This is a genomic window from Herbaspirillum robiniae, assembly GCF_002213415.1.
Lineage (GTDB): Bacteria > Pseudomonadota > Gammaproteobacteria > Burkholderiales > Burkholderiaceae_D > Herbaspirillum > Herbaspirillum robiniae.
Map to the genome: position 1 here is coordinate 17094 of NZ_NJGU01000014.1, position 14223 is coordinate 31316.

The 14223-nt window shown below is 67.9% G+C and carries 10 protein-coding genes; 4 read left to right on the forward strand and 6 right to left on the reverse strand.

What is annotated here, in order from left to right:
* Positions 1 to 136: 136 nt before the first annotated feature.
* A complete protein-coding gene (gstA, locus tag CEJ42_RS21340; RefSeq protein WP_079219247.1) occupies positions 137 to 745 on the reverse strand; it encodes a glutathione transferase GstA in 609 nt (202 codons plus the stop codon).
* Between the two features lie 158 nt (positions 746 to 903).
* On the opposite strand from gstA, the gene CEJ42_RS21345 reads away from it, so the two are divergent.
* The gene (locus CEJ42_RS21345; protein WP_217507552.1) at positions 904 to 1200 is read left to right on the forward strand and encodes a winged helix-turn-helix transcriptional regulator; all 297 of its coding nucleotides are present in this window, start codon (positions 904 to 906) and stop codon (positions 1198 to 1200) included.
* 12 nt (positions 1201 to 1212) lie between these two features.
* Here the strand turns inward: CEJ42_RS21345 and CEJ42_RS21350 are convergent, their stop codons facing one another.
* The 5 genes from CEJ42_RS21350 to wecB form a co-directional block, all read right to left on the reverse strand.
* Complete coding sequence (locus CEJ42_RS21350) at positions 1213 to 2091, reverse strand: alpha-amylase family protein (RefSeq protein WP_207760468.1); 879 nt, start codon at positions 2089 to 2091, stop codon at positions 1213 to 1215.
* 22 nt (positions 2092 to 2113) lie between these two features.
* Entirely contained in the window at positions 2114 to 4702 is a 2589-nt protein-coding gene (locus CEJ42_RS21355; RefSeq protein WP_088752465.1) for an NfrA family protein, read from the reverse strand.
* 36 nt (positions 4703 to 4738) lie between these two features.
* Entirely contained in the window at positions 4739 to 6907 is a 2169-nt protein-coding gene (locus CEJ42_RS21360) for a glycosyl transferase family protein (protein ID WP_088752466.1), read from the reverse strand.
* A 16-nt stretch (positions 6908 to 6923) separates the two neighbouring features.
* Complete coding sequence (locus CEJ42_RS21365; protein ID WP_129587813.1) at positions 6924 to 9221, reverse strand: hypothetical protein; 2298 nt, start codon at positions 9219 to 9221, stop codon at positions 6924 to 6926.
* A gap of 551 nt (positions 9222 to 9772) precedes the next feature.
* Positions 9773 to 10924, reverse strand: coding sequence for a non-hydrolyzing UDP-N-acetylglucosamine 2-epimerase (wecB, locus tag CEJ42_RS21370; RefSeq protein WP_079217387.1), 1152 nt, complete (start codon positions 10922 to 10924; stop codon positions 9773 to 9775).
* A 382-nt stretch (positions 10925 to 11306) separates the two neighbouring features.
* Between wecB and CEJ42_RS21375 the strand changes: the two genes are divergently transcribed.
* The 3 genes from CEJ42_RS21375 (at position 11307) to CEJ42_RS21385 (ending at position 14177) form a co-directional block, all read left to right on the forward strand.
* A complete protein-coding gene (locus CEJ42_RS21375; RefSeq protein WP_079217388.1) occupies positions 11307 to 11534 on the forward strand; it encodes a hypothetical protein in 228 nt (75 codons plus the stop codon).
* Between the two features lie 118 nt (positions 11535 to 11652).
* Positions 11653 to 12291 carry an ABC transporter ATP-binding protein gene (locus CEJ42_RS21380; RefSeq protein ID WP_079217389.1) on the forward strand — a complete coding sequence of 213 codons (639 nt, stop codon included), beginning with the start codon at positions 11653 to 11655 and terminating at the stop codon, positions 12289 to 12291.
* A gap of 284 nt (positions 12292 to 12575) precedes the next feature.
* Positions 12576 to 14177, forward strand: coding sequence for a methyl-accepting chemotaxis protein (locus CEJ42_RS21385; RefSeq protein ID WP_088752468.1), 1602 nt, complete (start codon positions 12576 to 12578; stop codon positions 14175 to 14177).
* Positions 14178 to 14223 lie beyond the last annotated feature (46 nt).

The following is a 14223-nucleotide window of genomic DNA, read 5'->3' on the forward strand; positions in this document are numbered from 1 at the left end:
CACGCCCGCGTGTCAATGAGATGAGAAGCTGTTTTTCTCCGCGCACGGCAGCGATGCCGTGCGCGGCGGCCAAGGTCTGGCCGCGGCACGAGAAGGGTTTCAGATGCCGTCCGGCGCAAGCCGGACGGCATTTTTTTCAGCCCTCGATGCCTTCGGCCGCGAGCGCCGCGCGCACGGACGGGCGTTGCGCCATTGCCGCCATGAAGCGCGCCAGCGCCGGCCAGCGTTCCATCCCGATGCCGAAAAAGCGCAGCCAGCCCAGCACCGTGAAGAGATAGGCGTCGGCCACGCCGAAACGCTCGCCCATCAGGTACGGCGTCGCCTGCAGCGCCTGCTCCACATGCGCGATGCGCCGGAACAGCCGTTCGCGAAACACCGCCTTGACCTCCTCGCCGAAACTGTCGGAAAACAAGGGACTCATGCCCGCATGCAGCTCGCTGGTGATGAAGCTCAGCATCTCCTGCAGGCGCACGCGCTCCCAGCTGCCGGCCGGCGGCGCCAGCGCGGCCTCGGGCCGCAGGTCGGCCAGGTATTGCAGGATCGCCGGCCCTTCGGTCAGCACGCGGCCGTCTTCCAGGCGCAGCGCGGCGACGTAACCCTTGGGGTTGATGGCGAGGAAATCCTCGCCGCGCGCGGTGCGCTTGCTCTTGTTGTCGACCTTGACGGCGTCGAAGGGCAGGCCGAGCTCATGCAGCACGATGTGCGGCGACAGCGAACAGGCGTGCGGGGCGTAGTACAGGGTCAGTGGCGATGTCATGCTTCACTCTCGTCGGTGGAAAAGCCGGTATTCTGTCGGCCGCCGCACACGCGCACAAGAACGCAGAATTTTGTGCCCAAGGCACAAATTTGTTACCGGAGAGCGAAGTGAAAGACAACGTATCGGGCTGTCCCGTGGAAGAGGCGATGCGCCTCCTGGGTGGTCGCTGGCGCCTGCTGCTGGTGTGGTTCCTGCTGGACGGCCCGAAGCGTTTCAACGAATTGAGGCGTCACCTGCCCACCATCTCGCAACGCATGCTGACGCTGGACCTGCGCGCGCTCGAGCAAAGCGGCATGATCAGCCGCACGGTCTATCCGGAAGTGCCGCCGCGCGTGGAATACGCGCTCACCGAAGAAGGCCAGCGGTTGCGTCCGCTGGTAGGCGCGTTTCAGGATTTCGGGATGTGGCTGAAGGAGCGCGGCGCGTCCGGCCCGCAGAGCTGATACCGGTGCGCTTCAATCCGCGCGCCGCGCCAGCGTCTCCACCAGCGCGTCGGGCAGGTAATGCGGCCCGTCGAAGATCGAGACCCGGTAGCCGCGATAAAGGTTGACCTGCGGCCGGATCTCGTCGGCGGTGGCGCTGCGAAAACCCCCGCCCGGCATCGGCCGGAAGGCCTCGGCGATGATGCGCACGCGCTCGCGGCCCAGCCGTTTGGCAAGCACGTCGGCGTAGTGCAGGGCGACGCGCGGCTCGCGCGCATACACGCCCACGCCATCCTGGAAATACACCCCCACATCCGGCGGCAGCCATTTCAGCAGGCCGTCGGCCAGCGCGTCGGGACCGACGTTGGCGCTGTCGTACACGGTAATCCACAGCGCGCGCGGCAGCTTGGCCAGCAAGGCGCCCAGGCGCGGCGCCTCGGCCCAGGTCGGATCGATCTCGACCGGAAAGTACCAGCCGGTCACGTGCAGCGGCGTGGGCAGCTTGGCCAGTTCGATGGAGTCGGCCACCAGTTGCTCGATGCCGGCGCGCGCGGCCTTCTCGTCGAAGCGGCCGGCCAGCCCGAGGATCACGTCCTGCGCCCACGGCTCGCCGGCGATGCGATGCCAGTCCGGCATCTGCGGCGCGGCCGGCATCTGGCTGCCGGGCACGAAGGCCATGCCGTCCACCGCCGTCCATTGCACCAGCAGTTCGCGTGCGCCCAGTTGCTGCCATTTGCCGCGCGGCATCACGGTGGCATTGTCGGGCTGCCAGACCACCCCATCCACGCGCACCGGCGCGCGAGCAGCGGCGTCGAACGGATCGCAGCCGGCGCAGGCGGCCAGCAGCGAAGCCGCGCCTACGGCCAGCGCGGCGCTGCGCAAGGATCTGCTGATGCGGGGCAAGGGGTCCACGGCCGGCTCCTGGAGGATGGATTCAGTAGGACAACGTGGTGGTCAGGAAGAATCCCTTGGCGCGATCGTCGCCGCCCATCCGGACGCGGTATTGCAGCGACAGGTCGAGGTAGGAGCGCGGGGCGTGATAGCGGTCTTCGCGGAACCAGTAGCGCACATTGACACCAGGACCGAAGCCGAACGCAGTCTTGTTGCCGTTGAGCGAGTTGTAATCGCCGTTCAACGTCAGGTGCGGGAACACCACCAGGTTCCGGCTCACGTTGTCGAGGCGGAAACTGCGGCCGGCCTGCACGGATGCCAGGCCATAGGTTTGCGGGTTCTGGACGTAGCGGCCGACCTCGCCGTACCACTGCGTGGTCCACCACGACGGCCGGTCCACCCGCAGGTCGGTGCCGATGCCGTCGGAGTAGGCCAGCTGCGCCAGCCAGTCGGAGGTGGACTGCGACCCCAGCGGCACCAGCCTGCCCAGCGAGACCACGATGTTCTGGCTGGCGAAGGGCTTCCAGCGTGCGCCGATGGTGGCCTGCGCGGTCTGCGGTCCGGTGGCGCCGCCGGACTTGTCGTCCAGTGTCTGGAACACGCGCCCGAAGACTTCGAAGGTGCGCCCGTCCATATAGCCGAACGGCCGCCAATACGCTTCGGCGCCGGTCTGCCAGGTGCTGTCGCGGCTGGACGCGCCGGGGCGGCCGCTGTTGCCGGCGCTGGGCCCGCCGCCGCTGCGCGAGAGCGAAGCGATAAAGCCGAACTCGCGATCGATGGTCGAGATACTGCGACGGGTGTCGAAGCCCTGCTGCGCGGTCTTGTCGACGCGGCCCTCGTCGGCGGCATCCACGCTGCGTTTGAACCAGTCCAGCGCGCTTGACTCGTCGCGGTTATGGACGGCGGTGTAAGCGGCGTCTTCCAGCGCGCTGTCGGGCAGCTTGCCGGCGGCATCGGCCTTGCCGAAGGATTGCTGGGCGGCGCCGTTCTCGCCGGCGCGTGAGGCCAGGTAGGCCATCTGCAAATCGTCCAGGTCATCCAGCGCGCCGGCGTCACGGCCGGCCAGGAATTTGGCGCGTGCTTCGGCCTGGTGGCCGGTGCGCGCCAGCAGGTCGATTTCGGTATCGAGCGGCAGGCCGCCTTGCGCCAGCGCATCGGCGTAATCCTGACGCACACCGGCGGCATTGCCGAGGCGCTCGCGAATGCCGCCGCGCTGGGCCAGCAAGGCGCCGTCTTGCGCCGTGCCTTGCTTCAGGGCGTCGGTGGCGGCCTGTTCGGCTTCCGGTAGGCGCTGCGCCGAGACCAGCGCGTTCAACAACAGCAGGCGGTAATCCATGTTCTGCGGCGCCAGCGCAATGGCGTCGCGCGCGCCGTCGGCGGCAGCGCCGTAGTCCTTGCGCTCCATGGCCTGGTAGGCCAGCAGCGCCTTGTCGTAACCGGCGTCGCGCGGCAGCGCGCCCGGCACCACGCGGCAACCATTGGCGGCATCGGCGCCGGACGGATTGCAATCCAGCGCCGGCACCGGGAAGTCGCGCGCCGACAACGGTATGGCTTCATCGGCGGCCAGCGACAGCGAAGCGCGGCGATAGCGCGCCAGGTCCTGTTTGGCCTGTTGACGCGTCTGCCGCAGCTGGGCGGCACGCGCCTGGTCGGTCGTGGCGGCCTCGTCGATATCGGCCAGCGCATCGAGTGCGCGTTGCGGGCGATGCAAGGCCAGCTCGGCATCGGCCTGCAGCAGGCGCACATTGAGTTGCTCGTCGGGACGCGCCAGCTCGCGCGCGCGGCTGAAGTCGCTCTGCGCCGCCTCACCGCGCCCCAGCCGCAGGCGCGCATAAGCGCGCAGCAGCAGCGGACCGGCCTGCCATTCGTCACGCGCACGCGCTTCGTCGGCGGCAGCCTCGGCGTCTTGCAGGCGCTCGTTGCGCAGCAAGGCGATGGCCAGCATCAGGCGATACGACATTTCTTGCGGGGCGTACTCCACGGCGCGCTGCGCGGCGGCCAGTTCGGCGGCGGGGTCCCGGTCCTGCTGCGCGCGGAACACGGCGGCCGCCTGCACCGCCGCCATCTCGCGGCGCAGTTCGATCTGGCGACGACGCAGCGGGCCGGCGTCGCGCACGTTGTCGACACCTTGCGCCAGCGCCGTCTCGGCATCATCGTAGGCATGCGTTTCGATCAGCGCATTGCCCAGCAACAGCCAGTAGGCATTGTTGCGCGGCGACTTTTCCACGGCACGGCGCGCCAGCGCGATGGCTTCGTCATAGCGCCTGGCGTTATAGGCGCGATAGGCGGCGGTGGCGTCGTTGTAACCGGCATCGCGCACGGCGCTGCGCATGGCGGCGCCGTTGCGTTCCAGGTCGCGCGTCTGGCGCAGTTGGCGACGCAACTCCATCGAATCCGGACGCAGGCGGATCGCCTCATGCAGTTGCGCCTGCGCATGGCGGAAATCGCCACGTGCGGCGGCCTGGTAAGCGTCTTGCGCCAGCTTGTAGGCGGGGCCGGACAGCGGCAACGGAATCACTTCCGTCTGCGCCTGCGCGGCGCCGGCGCTGAAGGCGGACGCCAGCAGCAACGCCAGCGCGCAGCGATGTGGAAGTGGCAGGCACAACGCGGAGGACGGTCGGTTTTTTCTCATCTTCTTGTTCTCATGTTTTTTTGTGGTGAAGCGTCGTCACGCAGATTGCCCGCCCTGCGCCAGCAGCTCGCGCTGGCGGCTCACGGCCTGTTCGATGGCTTCGCGCGAGATCACCGATTCGTTGACCAGGTAGTCGCCGATGCGGCCGTGGCGGTCGGGACGATAACGACGCATGGCGGCGTCGAAGGTCTCGCGCGAGAGCAGGCCGCTGGCGATCAGCAGGTCGCCCAGCAGCGGCACGCGAGCGTCGGTCTGTTCGCGGTCGAAGGCATTGCTCTGGCCGCGCAAGAGGCGCAGGCCGGCGGCGATCTCGGACTCGCGCGCCACCATCGCGAAGGGCGCGCGGCCCAGCGCGATCTCCAGTTCGGCGCGACCCTCGTCGGTCAGCGCGCTGGCTACCGCCACGCGCGCCAGTCCGGCGTCGGGGCGGCCATCCACACCGGGCCCGATGTACAGCGCGCGCAGGCGGGCGCTGACTTCGTGCGGCAGCAGGCCGGCGTATTGCTCGACCATCTCGCGCGTGAGGCTCACGCGCGGCAGGCGCTCCTGGTAGGCCAGCGCCTCGGCCAGCGTTTCTTCATCCAGCCAGCCGTTGGTGACCATCACGGTGCCCAGCGGCAGGTGGGTGCGGCGCTGCTCTTCCAGCGCGCGCGACAGCGTGGCGTCGTCCACCGCCTGCCAGGTCTTGAGCAGGTCGCCCAGGCGCAGGCGCGGACGCGCCTCCATGCCCTCGGTGGGGAAGTCGTGCATGGTCTTGTCCCAGGCCAGCGCCTTGCCCGCGAACAGGTAGAGCAGGAACAGCCGCCAGGCGCGCGCCACCGCCATGAAGTTGACGAAGTTCGACACCACCATGCGCGGCAGCGCCATCAGCCCGTGGCGCCAGCCGTACAGCTCGGCGGTGAAATAGAAGCGGTGCGCGGCGCGGTTGAGCATGGCCAGCGCGTTCAACATCAGCACGGTGCGCCACCAGCCGTCGCCGGCCAGCAGCGGCGGATAGAACACGTCCCACAGGTTGAAGGTGGTGGCCGCGGAGAACAGGATGAACTGCAGCGCCAGCACATAGCCCAGCATGCTGATGAAGGCGGTGACGACGCCCTTGCGGTCGTGCAGCAGCAGGTAGCGCGAGGCCAGCGAACCCTTCCAGTCCATCTGCTCCCAGCTCTGCAGGCCGATGCCGATGACCCAGCGCGCCTTCTGGCGGTAGGCCTGGCGGAAGGTGTCGGGGAAATATTCGCGCACCGCCAGCGGCATCTCCAGCGTGCTCTCGACGGCGCGCTCTCGATCGCCGAAGAACCAGGGCTTGCGGCGCACCGTGAACTTCACCGGGAAGCGCGCGAAGATGGTCTGCATGCCCATCTGTGACAGCTTGGTGCCGACCTCGTAGTCTTCGGTAAGGCTGGCGATGTTGAAGGGCTCGCCGCCGGATTCTTCCATCAGGCCCTTGAGGGCCTTGCGCGAGAAGCAGGTGCCCACGCCCGCCGAGGGCACCATGCCGGCCACGCTCTCACGCACCATCATGTCCTTGGCGTGGCTCTCGGCGAACTCGTCCATGTAGGTGCCGGCCACCAGCTCGAACCACTCGCGCTCCAGCGAGGCCACCGGCAGCTGGATCATGTCCTTGCGCGGCAGCAGGTAGTTGAAGAACTTCAGCTCCAGCGGGTGCAGCACGTCTTCGCTGTCGTGCAGGACCACGCCGGCGAAATGCATGTTCAGCTGCGTCTCGGCGGCGAAGATGGCCTTGACCACCCAGTTCAGGCAGTCGGCCTTGCAGGTCGGTCCGGCGTGCGGCACCTCGACGCGGTGCAGCTGCTTGTAGCGCACCCGCATGCGCTCGACCTCGGCGATGGTGGCCTCGTCGTTCATGTAGGTGCCGACGAAGATGTGGTAGCGGTGGTAGTCCAGCACCGCCACCATGTCCTCGATCATCTGCGCGATGACGTCGGCTTCCAGCCATGCCGGGATCATGACGGCGATGGGCTGCTCGTCGCGCTCGCGCAGTTGCTCGACCGTCAGCGGCGTGCGCGTGCGCTCGATGGTGAGCTTGCGGTAGATCCGGCGCGCCCAGTACCAGAGGTCGAAGAACAGGTCGTCGATCGCCGAGAGCAGGATCAGGACGGCCACCACGGCCGCCGCGATTTCCAGCGCCGAATAGTAATTGGCGAACAGGAAATTGAGCTGGGCCGTGGCGTTGGCGGTGGAAAACATGGCGTGTTCCCCGGCCTTATTCCTGCTCGCGCTGCTTCTGCTTTTCCTGCTCCTGCTCACGCATGCGGCGACGGCGCGCGCGGCTTGCCAGCACCAGCAGCAGGATGAAGAGCCCGATGATGGTCATCGGCACCACCCACCACAGGATGTCGGGGATGGTGATCGAAGGCGCGTCCTGCACGTAGTCGCGGCCGGTGCTGTCGTTGGTGTCGATCTCCGAGAGCAGGCCCGACGACGCCACCGCCGCCACGTTGCCCGAGGACAGCGCGAAGGGCTTGGAGATCACCGGCCGGCTCTCGCCCACGCTGCGCCATACCACGCCCTGCTTGCCGCCGGCGCTGGCCACTTCGAGGATGCCGAGGCGGTTGAAGCCGGTCACGTCCAGCATGGGCTTGGCCGAGCTGTCGTTCATCACCAGCGTGTTGCCCTTGACCTGGACGATGCCCCGGCTGTCCTTGAAGGGCGTGTCGAAGGCCAGGAAGTCGCCGGAAGGTACGGCGTCCTTGCCGTCCTCGACCACGGTGAGCCTGGTCCTGGCCGCCGGCAGGCCGGCGCTGGCGGCCACCATGATCACGCGTTGCAGGCTGGCCGGAACGTCGTTCAGGTAAGACTTCGGCACCAGCAGTTCGGCGCCGGCGGCAAAGCGCCGCACCATGCCGGTGAAGTTGGCCTCATCCTTGGCCTTGGCCAGCTTGACGTGGCTGGAGACCAGCACCGCCACCGGGAAAGCCTGCGGCGTCTCGCGGCAATTGTCGCTGGAAGGCTGGCGCACGAAGGCCACGCGCAGCAGGTTCTGCGCCGCCAGCGCGCCCGGCGGGATGCGCGCGGTGATGCGCTCGCGCTGGCCGTTGGCCTGCAGGCTCCTGGCACCCAGCAGCACGTCGTTCAAGAACACCGAGGCCACCGGTGGCGTGCGGCCCGCGCCCGGCGCGGCCGACACGTCCAGCACCAGTTCCGAGGGCAGGCGGCCGTCGCTGGCGACTTCGGCGATGTCGAAGGAGGCGGTCCAGTCGGCGCGGCTCATGACGTCGAAGCTGCCCGGCGCGCCGCCGAGGTTCTTCAGCAGGATGAAGTCTTCGCCGGTGCCGGGCTTGTGCGCGGTGCGCGCGATCAGGTTGGGCGCGCCGCTGATGTTGCGCCAGTAGCTGTCGAACATGCTGGCGAAGGCGGTGCCGGCCTGCGGCCCGGCCAGGATCACCGGATGGCCGAAGGCCTGCGCCAGGCGCAGCTCCTGCGCATCCAGCCCGGCCGCCTGCGGCTGCACGCGCGCGCGCCAGTCGGCGAAGGCTGTGGCGGCATCGGGCGCGCCGGCCTGCACCTGCTGCTGCAGCGCGGTCATGGCGGCGTCGATGCCGGCCAGCAGTTTCTGGTCGCCGACCAGGATGTCGCCGCGCAGCTGCGCGTCGGCGCCGTTCTGGCCGACGGCCATCAGCGCGCCGATCTCGGCCTGGTCTTTCAGGACGTGCTCGCCGCTGCCGGAGAGCGCGGCGAACGCGGGAATCGCGCGCAGTCCCTCAGGCACGGCAAGGCGCGAGAGGTCGATCTTGTCGCCCACCTGCGGCAGCACGGTGACGGTGCTGTGCTTGCCGGCGCGCTCCAGCGCCACGCCGATGCGCCAGGCGGTGTCGTAGGACTTCGGATCCAGGTCCTTGCCGGCCACCATGATGGAGGTGAGCGCCGGCAACGCGCCCCAGGCGGTGCGCAGGTCGCCGATGGCGCGGCTGTCGTAGCGGTAGCTGAAGGCCGAGCCCGGCGCCACGCGCAGCACATTGCCCGGCGTGCGCGGGTCGGAACACATGGTCAGGCCGGAGAGCATCGTGGTCCAGTTCACCGACATGCGCACGAAGCCGTTGGCGCGCGGCGCGCCGTCGATGCCCAGCGTCAGGCTGGCGTCGCCCTGGTCGGCCGTCATCGCGCGCGCGGCGGCCGGGAAGGTATCCACCGCCAGCACCATGGTGGTCCGGCCGCCGTCGGCGCGCAGGTATTTGGCATCCAGCTTCAGCGAGGCGTCCGACAGCGGCACGTTGGCCGGCACCGGCAGGTAGATCTCGCGGCTGCTGTCGTTGGAGGCCAGCACCAGCGGCGTGGTGAAGCCCAGCGTGGAGAGCGTTTCGCGGCGCTGGATCCAGGTGTCGTCGGCCAGCTTGCGCAAGGCGTCGGCGGCCGGCGAGGCGGCCTGCGCCGGCGCTATCGATGCGGCGCCCAGCAGCGCGGCGCCGGCGGGAATGAGCAACGCTGCGCGCAGCGCGTGACGGAGGGAAAGACGACGGGCGAGACGAACGGGACGAACGAAATCGGGTTGGCGGGCAATCATAAATTCCTGTCGCGAGAGTGGCGCCTCAGCCCGTCGCTGTCGCTCGCCGGGCTAGCCGTCCCGGACGCGCCGCTGTACATGCACGGCGACGGTGGGACGAGGCTGGTTGTTATTCAAAACTTTTCTACTGCTCGGTTGTGGATTTACGACTTGGCAGCTCTACATTTTGTTGCAAGTCTTGCTGCATTTTTCTGCTGTTCCTGAAGCTTCAACAGGTGTCGCAGGAGAGAAACCGGGCCGGTTTCCGGCCTCATTCCGGACACGACGACCTGCCTAATAAACAGGCAATCAGGTTTCACCAACACGCGCCCGGCGCAGGCGGAACGCGGCTTGCGCCGCCCGCCTGCGACCGTGTTGCGGGACGCGTTTCCCGGCACGGAGCAGGGCCACGGCCGCGCTTGGCCGCACCTCATCCGCGGCGCGGGAAAAGTGTTTCAAAATGTTTTCTTCTGTAGGAGAAACGCACCTGCCGCTGTGGGAAAAATTTATGAAATCTCACAGCCGCGGTGCGACCGGCGGCGCGCCTGTTTTACGCGCCGGGAATGGATGAGTCAGGCGGCGAAGGCGTGGAATTCGCGACCGAGGATGGCGTCGACGATGCGCTGGCAGGCATGGCCGTCGCCGTAGGGATTGTGCTTGCGCGCGAAGCTCTTCCACAGGGCTTGTTCGCTTTGCAGCGTGGCCACGGTGTCGACGATGCGGCCCATGTCGGTGCCTACCAGCTTCACGGTGCCGGCGGCCACCGCCTCGGGTCGCTCGGTGACGTCGCGCATCACCAGCACCGGCTTGCCCAGCGCCGGCGCTTCTTCCTGCACGCCGCCGGAGTCGGTGAGGATCACGTGCGCCTGCTGCATCAGCCGCACGAACTGGAAGTAATCCAGCGGCTCGATCAGGTGCAGGTGCCGCAAACCCGACAGCTCCTGCATCACCGGGCCGCGCACGTTGGGGTTCAGGTGCACCGGATAGACGATCTGCAGGTCGTCGCGCTGCGCCAGCTTGGCCAGCGCGCGGCAGATCTGGCGGAAGCCCTCGCCGAAATTCTCGCGCCGGTGGCCGGTCACCAGCAGCAGCTTGCGCGCGGGATCCAGCGCCGGCAGCTCACCGTCCAGGCGGCGGCGCAACGCGGCGTCGCCATCGATGCGCGCCACCGTCATCTGCAGCGCGTCGATGACGGTGTTGCCGGTCACCAGCACGCGGCCCTGCAGGTTTTCCGCCTCCAGGTTGCGGCGCGACTGCTCGGTGGGGGCGAACATCAGGTCGCTCACCACGTCGATGGTGCGGCGGTTCATCTCTTCCGGCCAGGGCTGGTTGAGGTCGTGCGTGCGCAGCCCGGCTTCCACGTGGCCCACCGGGATGCGGCGATGGAAGGCCGCCAGCGCCGCCACCATCGCGGTGGTGGTGTCGCCGTGCACCAGCACGCGGTCGGGCCGGGTGTCGGCCAGCAGCTGGTCGATCTCGGCGAACAGGCGCGAGGACAAGCCGTTGAGCGTCTGGTCCGGCACCATGACGTCGAGGTTGCGGTCGGCGCGGATGTCGAACAGGTCCAGCACCTGCGCCAGCATCTGGCGGTGCTGGCCGGTGGCGCAGACGATGGCGTCGATGCCCGGCTCGGCCTGCAGCGCCTTGACCAGCGGCGCCATCTTGATGGCCTCGGGACGGGTGCCGAAGATCGACAGCACCTTGATGGGGGTGGACTTGTCCATGTTGCTCCAATGCATGGCCCGCAAGGGCGGGCGGTTCACGTGGCTGCCGCGCGGGCCGGCATGGCGGGTAAGGCCATCATGCGGGGCCATCGATGGACGTTGCGCTGTTTCTGTTTGTTGTTTGCGTCAGCGCCGCGCCTGGCGCGCGGCCTTGAGATTCAGGCAGGGAGCGATGAGCTTCCTGCCTGTGTGATTGCGGTGCGGGCATTTGGTTTCGGATTTGCCGGCGGGGAACATGGCGCGCCGCGGTCGCCGCGCCTGCCAACATCTCTTATAATCGGGAGCAGGAGACAACCCATCGCGGCATTGTTGCCAGGCAGTCATCGCGCCCACCGGCGCCCGGCCGCCGGCGCACATGGCGCGGACAACGACGGTGAATGGCATGGCACTGTATTTCAAGAACAAGAGACCGAAGACTTTCCTTGGCGCGCCCGTGGGCTGGCCGCTGATGTTCCTGATGGCGCTCGACCTGTGCATCGCCGGCCTGATGGCGCTGTCCGACCACGACTGGGCCGCCGTGATCCTGCTGTATCCGCCGCTGGCCTTCGCCATCGCCATGCTGGTCGACGCCCGCAAGGAAAAACTGGCCGCCGGCCAGCGCCGCCGCTGAGCTTTCCACTTCATCTTTCATCGCATCTTCCATCGTTTGCCGATCGCCCTGCCGGCGATGCGCTTGCCCCGGGGCAAGCGGGCCACACGCACCACCGGACCGACACCTACTCCCGCCCATGAGCACGCCCCAGCCCGACGCCGCACTGCTGCATGTCAGCCGCCTCAACTTCGCCTATCCCGGCCTTGAGCTGTTCAAGGATTTGTCGGCCAGCGTTCCGCCCGGGGTGACGCTGGTGCGCGGCGGCGACGGCCGCGGCAAGACCACGCTGCTGCAACTGCTGGGCGGGCTGATGCCGGTCAGGGACGGTGTGCTCGAACTGGACGGCATCCGCCTCGATGAAGACAGCGAGGCCTACCGCCGTCGCGTGTTCTACGTCGATCCGCGCACCGAAGCCTACGACCAGCTGAGCCCGCCGGAATTCTTCCGCGCCATGCGCGAGCGCTTCCACGGTTTCGACCAGACGCGCCTGCCGGCGCTGACCGAAGGCCTCTCGCTGACGCCGCACCTGGAGAAAAAACTTTTCATGCTCTCCACCGGCAGCAAGCGCAAGGTCTACCTGGCTGCGGCCTTCGCCGCCGGCGCCACGCTGAACCTGCTCGACGATCCCTTCGCGGGGCTCGACCGCGCCTCGATCAACTTCGTCACCGCCACGCTCAACGCCCAGCCGCAGAACGGCCGCCAGGCCTGGGTGGCGGCGATGTACGAAGCGCCGCCCGGCGTGGCGCTGGCGGCGACGATCGACCTGGGCGACTGAGCCCGGACGCCGCATCACATCACGCCGCGCTTTTGCGCGTGCGATGGCGGCGCGCCAACATTCCCCCACTGCAAGAAAAGCCGGCGGATTGCCTCGCTAATCCACCTTGGCGTTGCCGCTTCATCTTTCCTATGATGAAGAAGCACCGTCGCCACCGGTCCTGATCTTCCCATCCCGCCTTCCCGTCTACACCGGCGTGCGCCGCCAGGGTGCGGCAATGCGCGCGGCGCGTTGCACGTTTGCATTTCCATTACACATGTCGACCACGACTTGGGGGAACCACCATGCGTATTTCCAACGTGACAATCCGCGCGCGCCTGTGGCTGGGCTTCGGCCTGCTGATGGCGCTGATGCTGGTGATGGCGGCGTCGGGCATCACCCGGCTGGGCCAGCTGAACCGGCAGATGACCGATGTCATCCATGACAAGTATCCGAAGACGGTCGTGGCCGGCGACATCGTCGACCAACTGAACCTGGTGGCGCGCTCGGTGCGCAACATCCTGCTGCTGAAGGACGAGGCGCAGATCAGGAGCGAATCGGAGCGCATCACCGGCGCCGACAAGGCCACGCGCGAAGACCTGGCGCAGCTCGACAAGATGCTCACCGACGAGCCCAGCCGCGCCTCGCTGGCCAAGCTGCTCAAGGCGCAGGACGCTTACCTGCAAAAGCGCGACAAGGTGCTGACGATGGTCAAGGAGGGCACCAAGGACGGCGCCATCGACGTGCTGATCGGCGAGGTGCGGCCGGTGCAGAGCGCCTACATGAACGCGGCCGATGCGCTCATCAGGCAGCAGCATGAAATGATGAAGGCCGCCGGAGACGAAGTGCAGGACAACTACGCGCAGGCGCGCAACCTGCTGGTGGCGCTGACCGCCGCCGGCCTGCTGGTGGCGGTGGCGATCGCGTGGATGATCACGCGCAGCATCACCCAGCCGCTGGACCGCGCGGTGCGCGTGGCCGAGACGGTGGCCGCGGGCGACCTCACCTCCGAGATCGACCACAGCGGACGCGACGAGACCAGCAAGCTGCTGCGCGCGCTCAAGAAGATGAACGACAACCTGCAGGAGATCGTCAGCCAGGTGCGCGTGTCCACCGACACCATCGCCACCGCCAGCACCGAGATCGCGCGCGGCAATCTCGACCTTTCCTCGCGCACCGAACAGCAAGCGGCCTCGCTGGAAGAAACCGCCTCGTCGATGGAAGAACTCACCTCCACCGTCAAGCAGAACGCCGCCAACGCCAGCCAAGCCAACAAGCTGGCCGACTCGGCCACTTCGGTGGCGCGCCAGGGCGGCACGGTGGTGGGGCATGTGGTGGACACCATGGGCGCGATCAACGAGTCGTCGAAGAAGATCGTCGACATCATCGGCGTGATCGACGGCATCGCCTTCCAGACCAATATCCTGGCCTTGAACGCGGCAGTGGAAGCGGCGCGCGCCGGCGAGCAGGGCCGCGGCTTTGCCGTGGTGGCCTCCGAGGTGCGTTCGCTGGCGCAACGCTCGGCCACCGCCGCCAAGGAGATCAAGGAGCTCATCGCCGACTCGGTAGAGCGCGTGGGCACCGGCAGCAAACTGGTGGAACAGGCCGGCGCCACCATGCATGAAGTAGTGGAGAGCGTGCAGCGCGTGAGCTCGGTGGTCACCGAGATCAGCGCGGCGGGACAGGAGCAGAGCAGCGGCATCGAGCAGGTCAACCTGGCCATCGTGCAGATGGACCAGGTCACGCAGCAGAACGCCGCGCTGGTCGAGCAGGCGGCCGCTGCCGCGCAATCGCTGCAGGACCAGGCGGCGCAACTGGCGCGGCTGGTGTCGGTGTTCAAGCTGACGCCGGCGCACGAACCGGCGCTGCGCACCATCGAAGCCCGGCCAACTTTACGGATTGCCTGACGGTATCTGCTGCAGGCGTCGGGGACGAATGGCATGATGTGCCTGC

What these genes read in the sequence shown, in the direction of transcription:
- CEJ42_RS21345 (WP_217507552.1), top strand. Translation starts at nt 904, where the DNA reads ATGCGCCTCCTGGGTGGTCGCTGGCGCCTGCTGCTGGTGTGGTTCCTG.
- CEJ42_RS21355 (WP_088752465.1), bottom strand. Translation starts at nt 4,702, where the DNA reads ATGAGAAAAAACCGACCGTCCTCCGCGTTGTGCCTGCCACTTCCACAT.
- CEJ42_RS21360 (WP_088752466.1), bottom strand. Translation starts at nt 6,907, where the DNA reads ATGTTTTCCACCGCCAACGCCACGGCCCAGCTCAATTTCCTGTTCGCC.
- CEJ42_RS21365 (WP_129587813.1), bottom strand. Translation starts at nt 9,221, where the DNA reads ATGATTGCCCGCCAACCCGATTTCGTTCGTCCCGTTCGTCTCGCCCGT.
- wecB (WP_079217387.1), bottom strand. Translation starts at nt 10,924, where the DNA reads ATGGACAAGTCCACCCCCATCAAGGTGCTGTCGATCTTCGGCACCCGT.
- CEJ42_RS21375 (WP_079217388.1), top strand. Translation starts at nt 11,307, where the DNA reads ATGGCACTGTATTTCAAGAACAAGAGACCGAAGACTTTCCTTGGCGCG.
- CEJ42_RS21380 (WP_079217389.1), top strand. Translation starts at nt 11,653, where the DNA reads ATGAGCACGCCCCAGCCCGACGCCGCACTGCTGCATGTCAGCCGCCTC.
- CEJ42_RS21385 (WP_088752468.1), top strand. Translation starts at nt 12,576, where the DNA reads ATGCGTATTTCCAACGTGACAATCCGCGCGCGCCTGTGGCTGGGCTTC.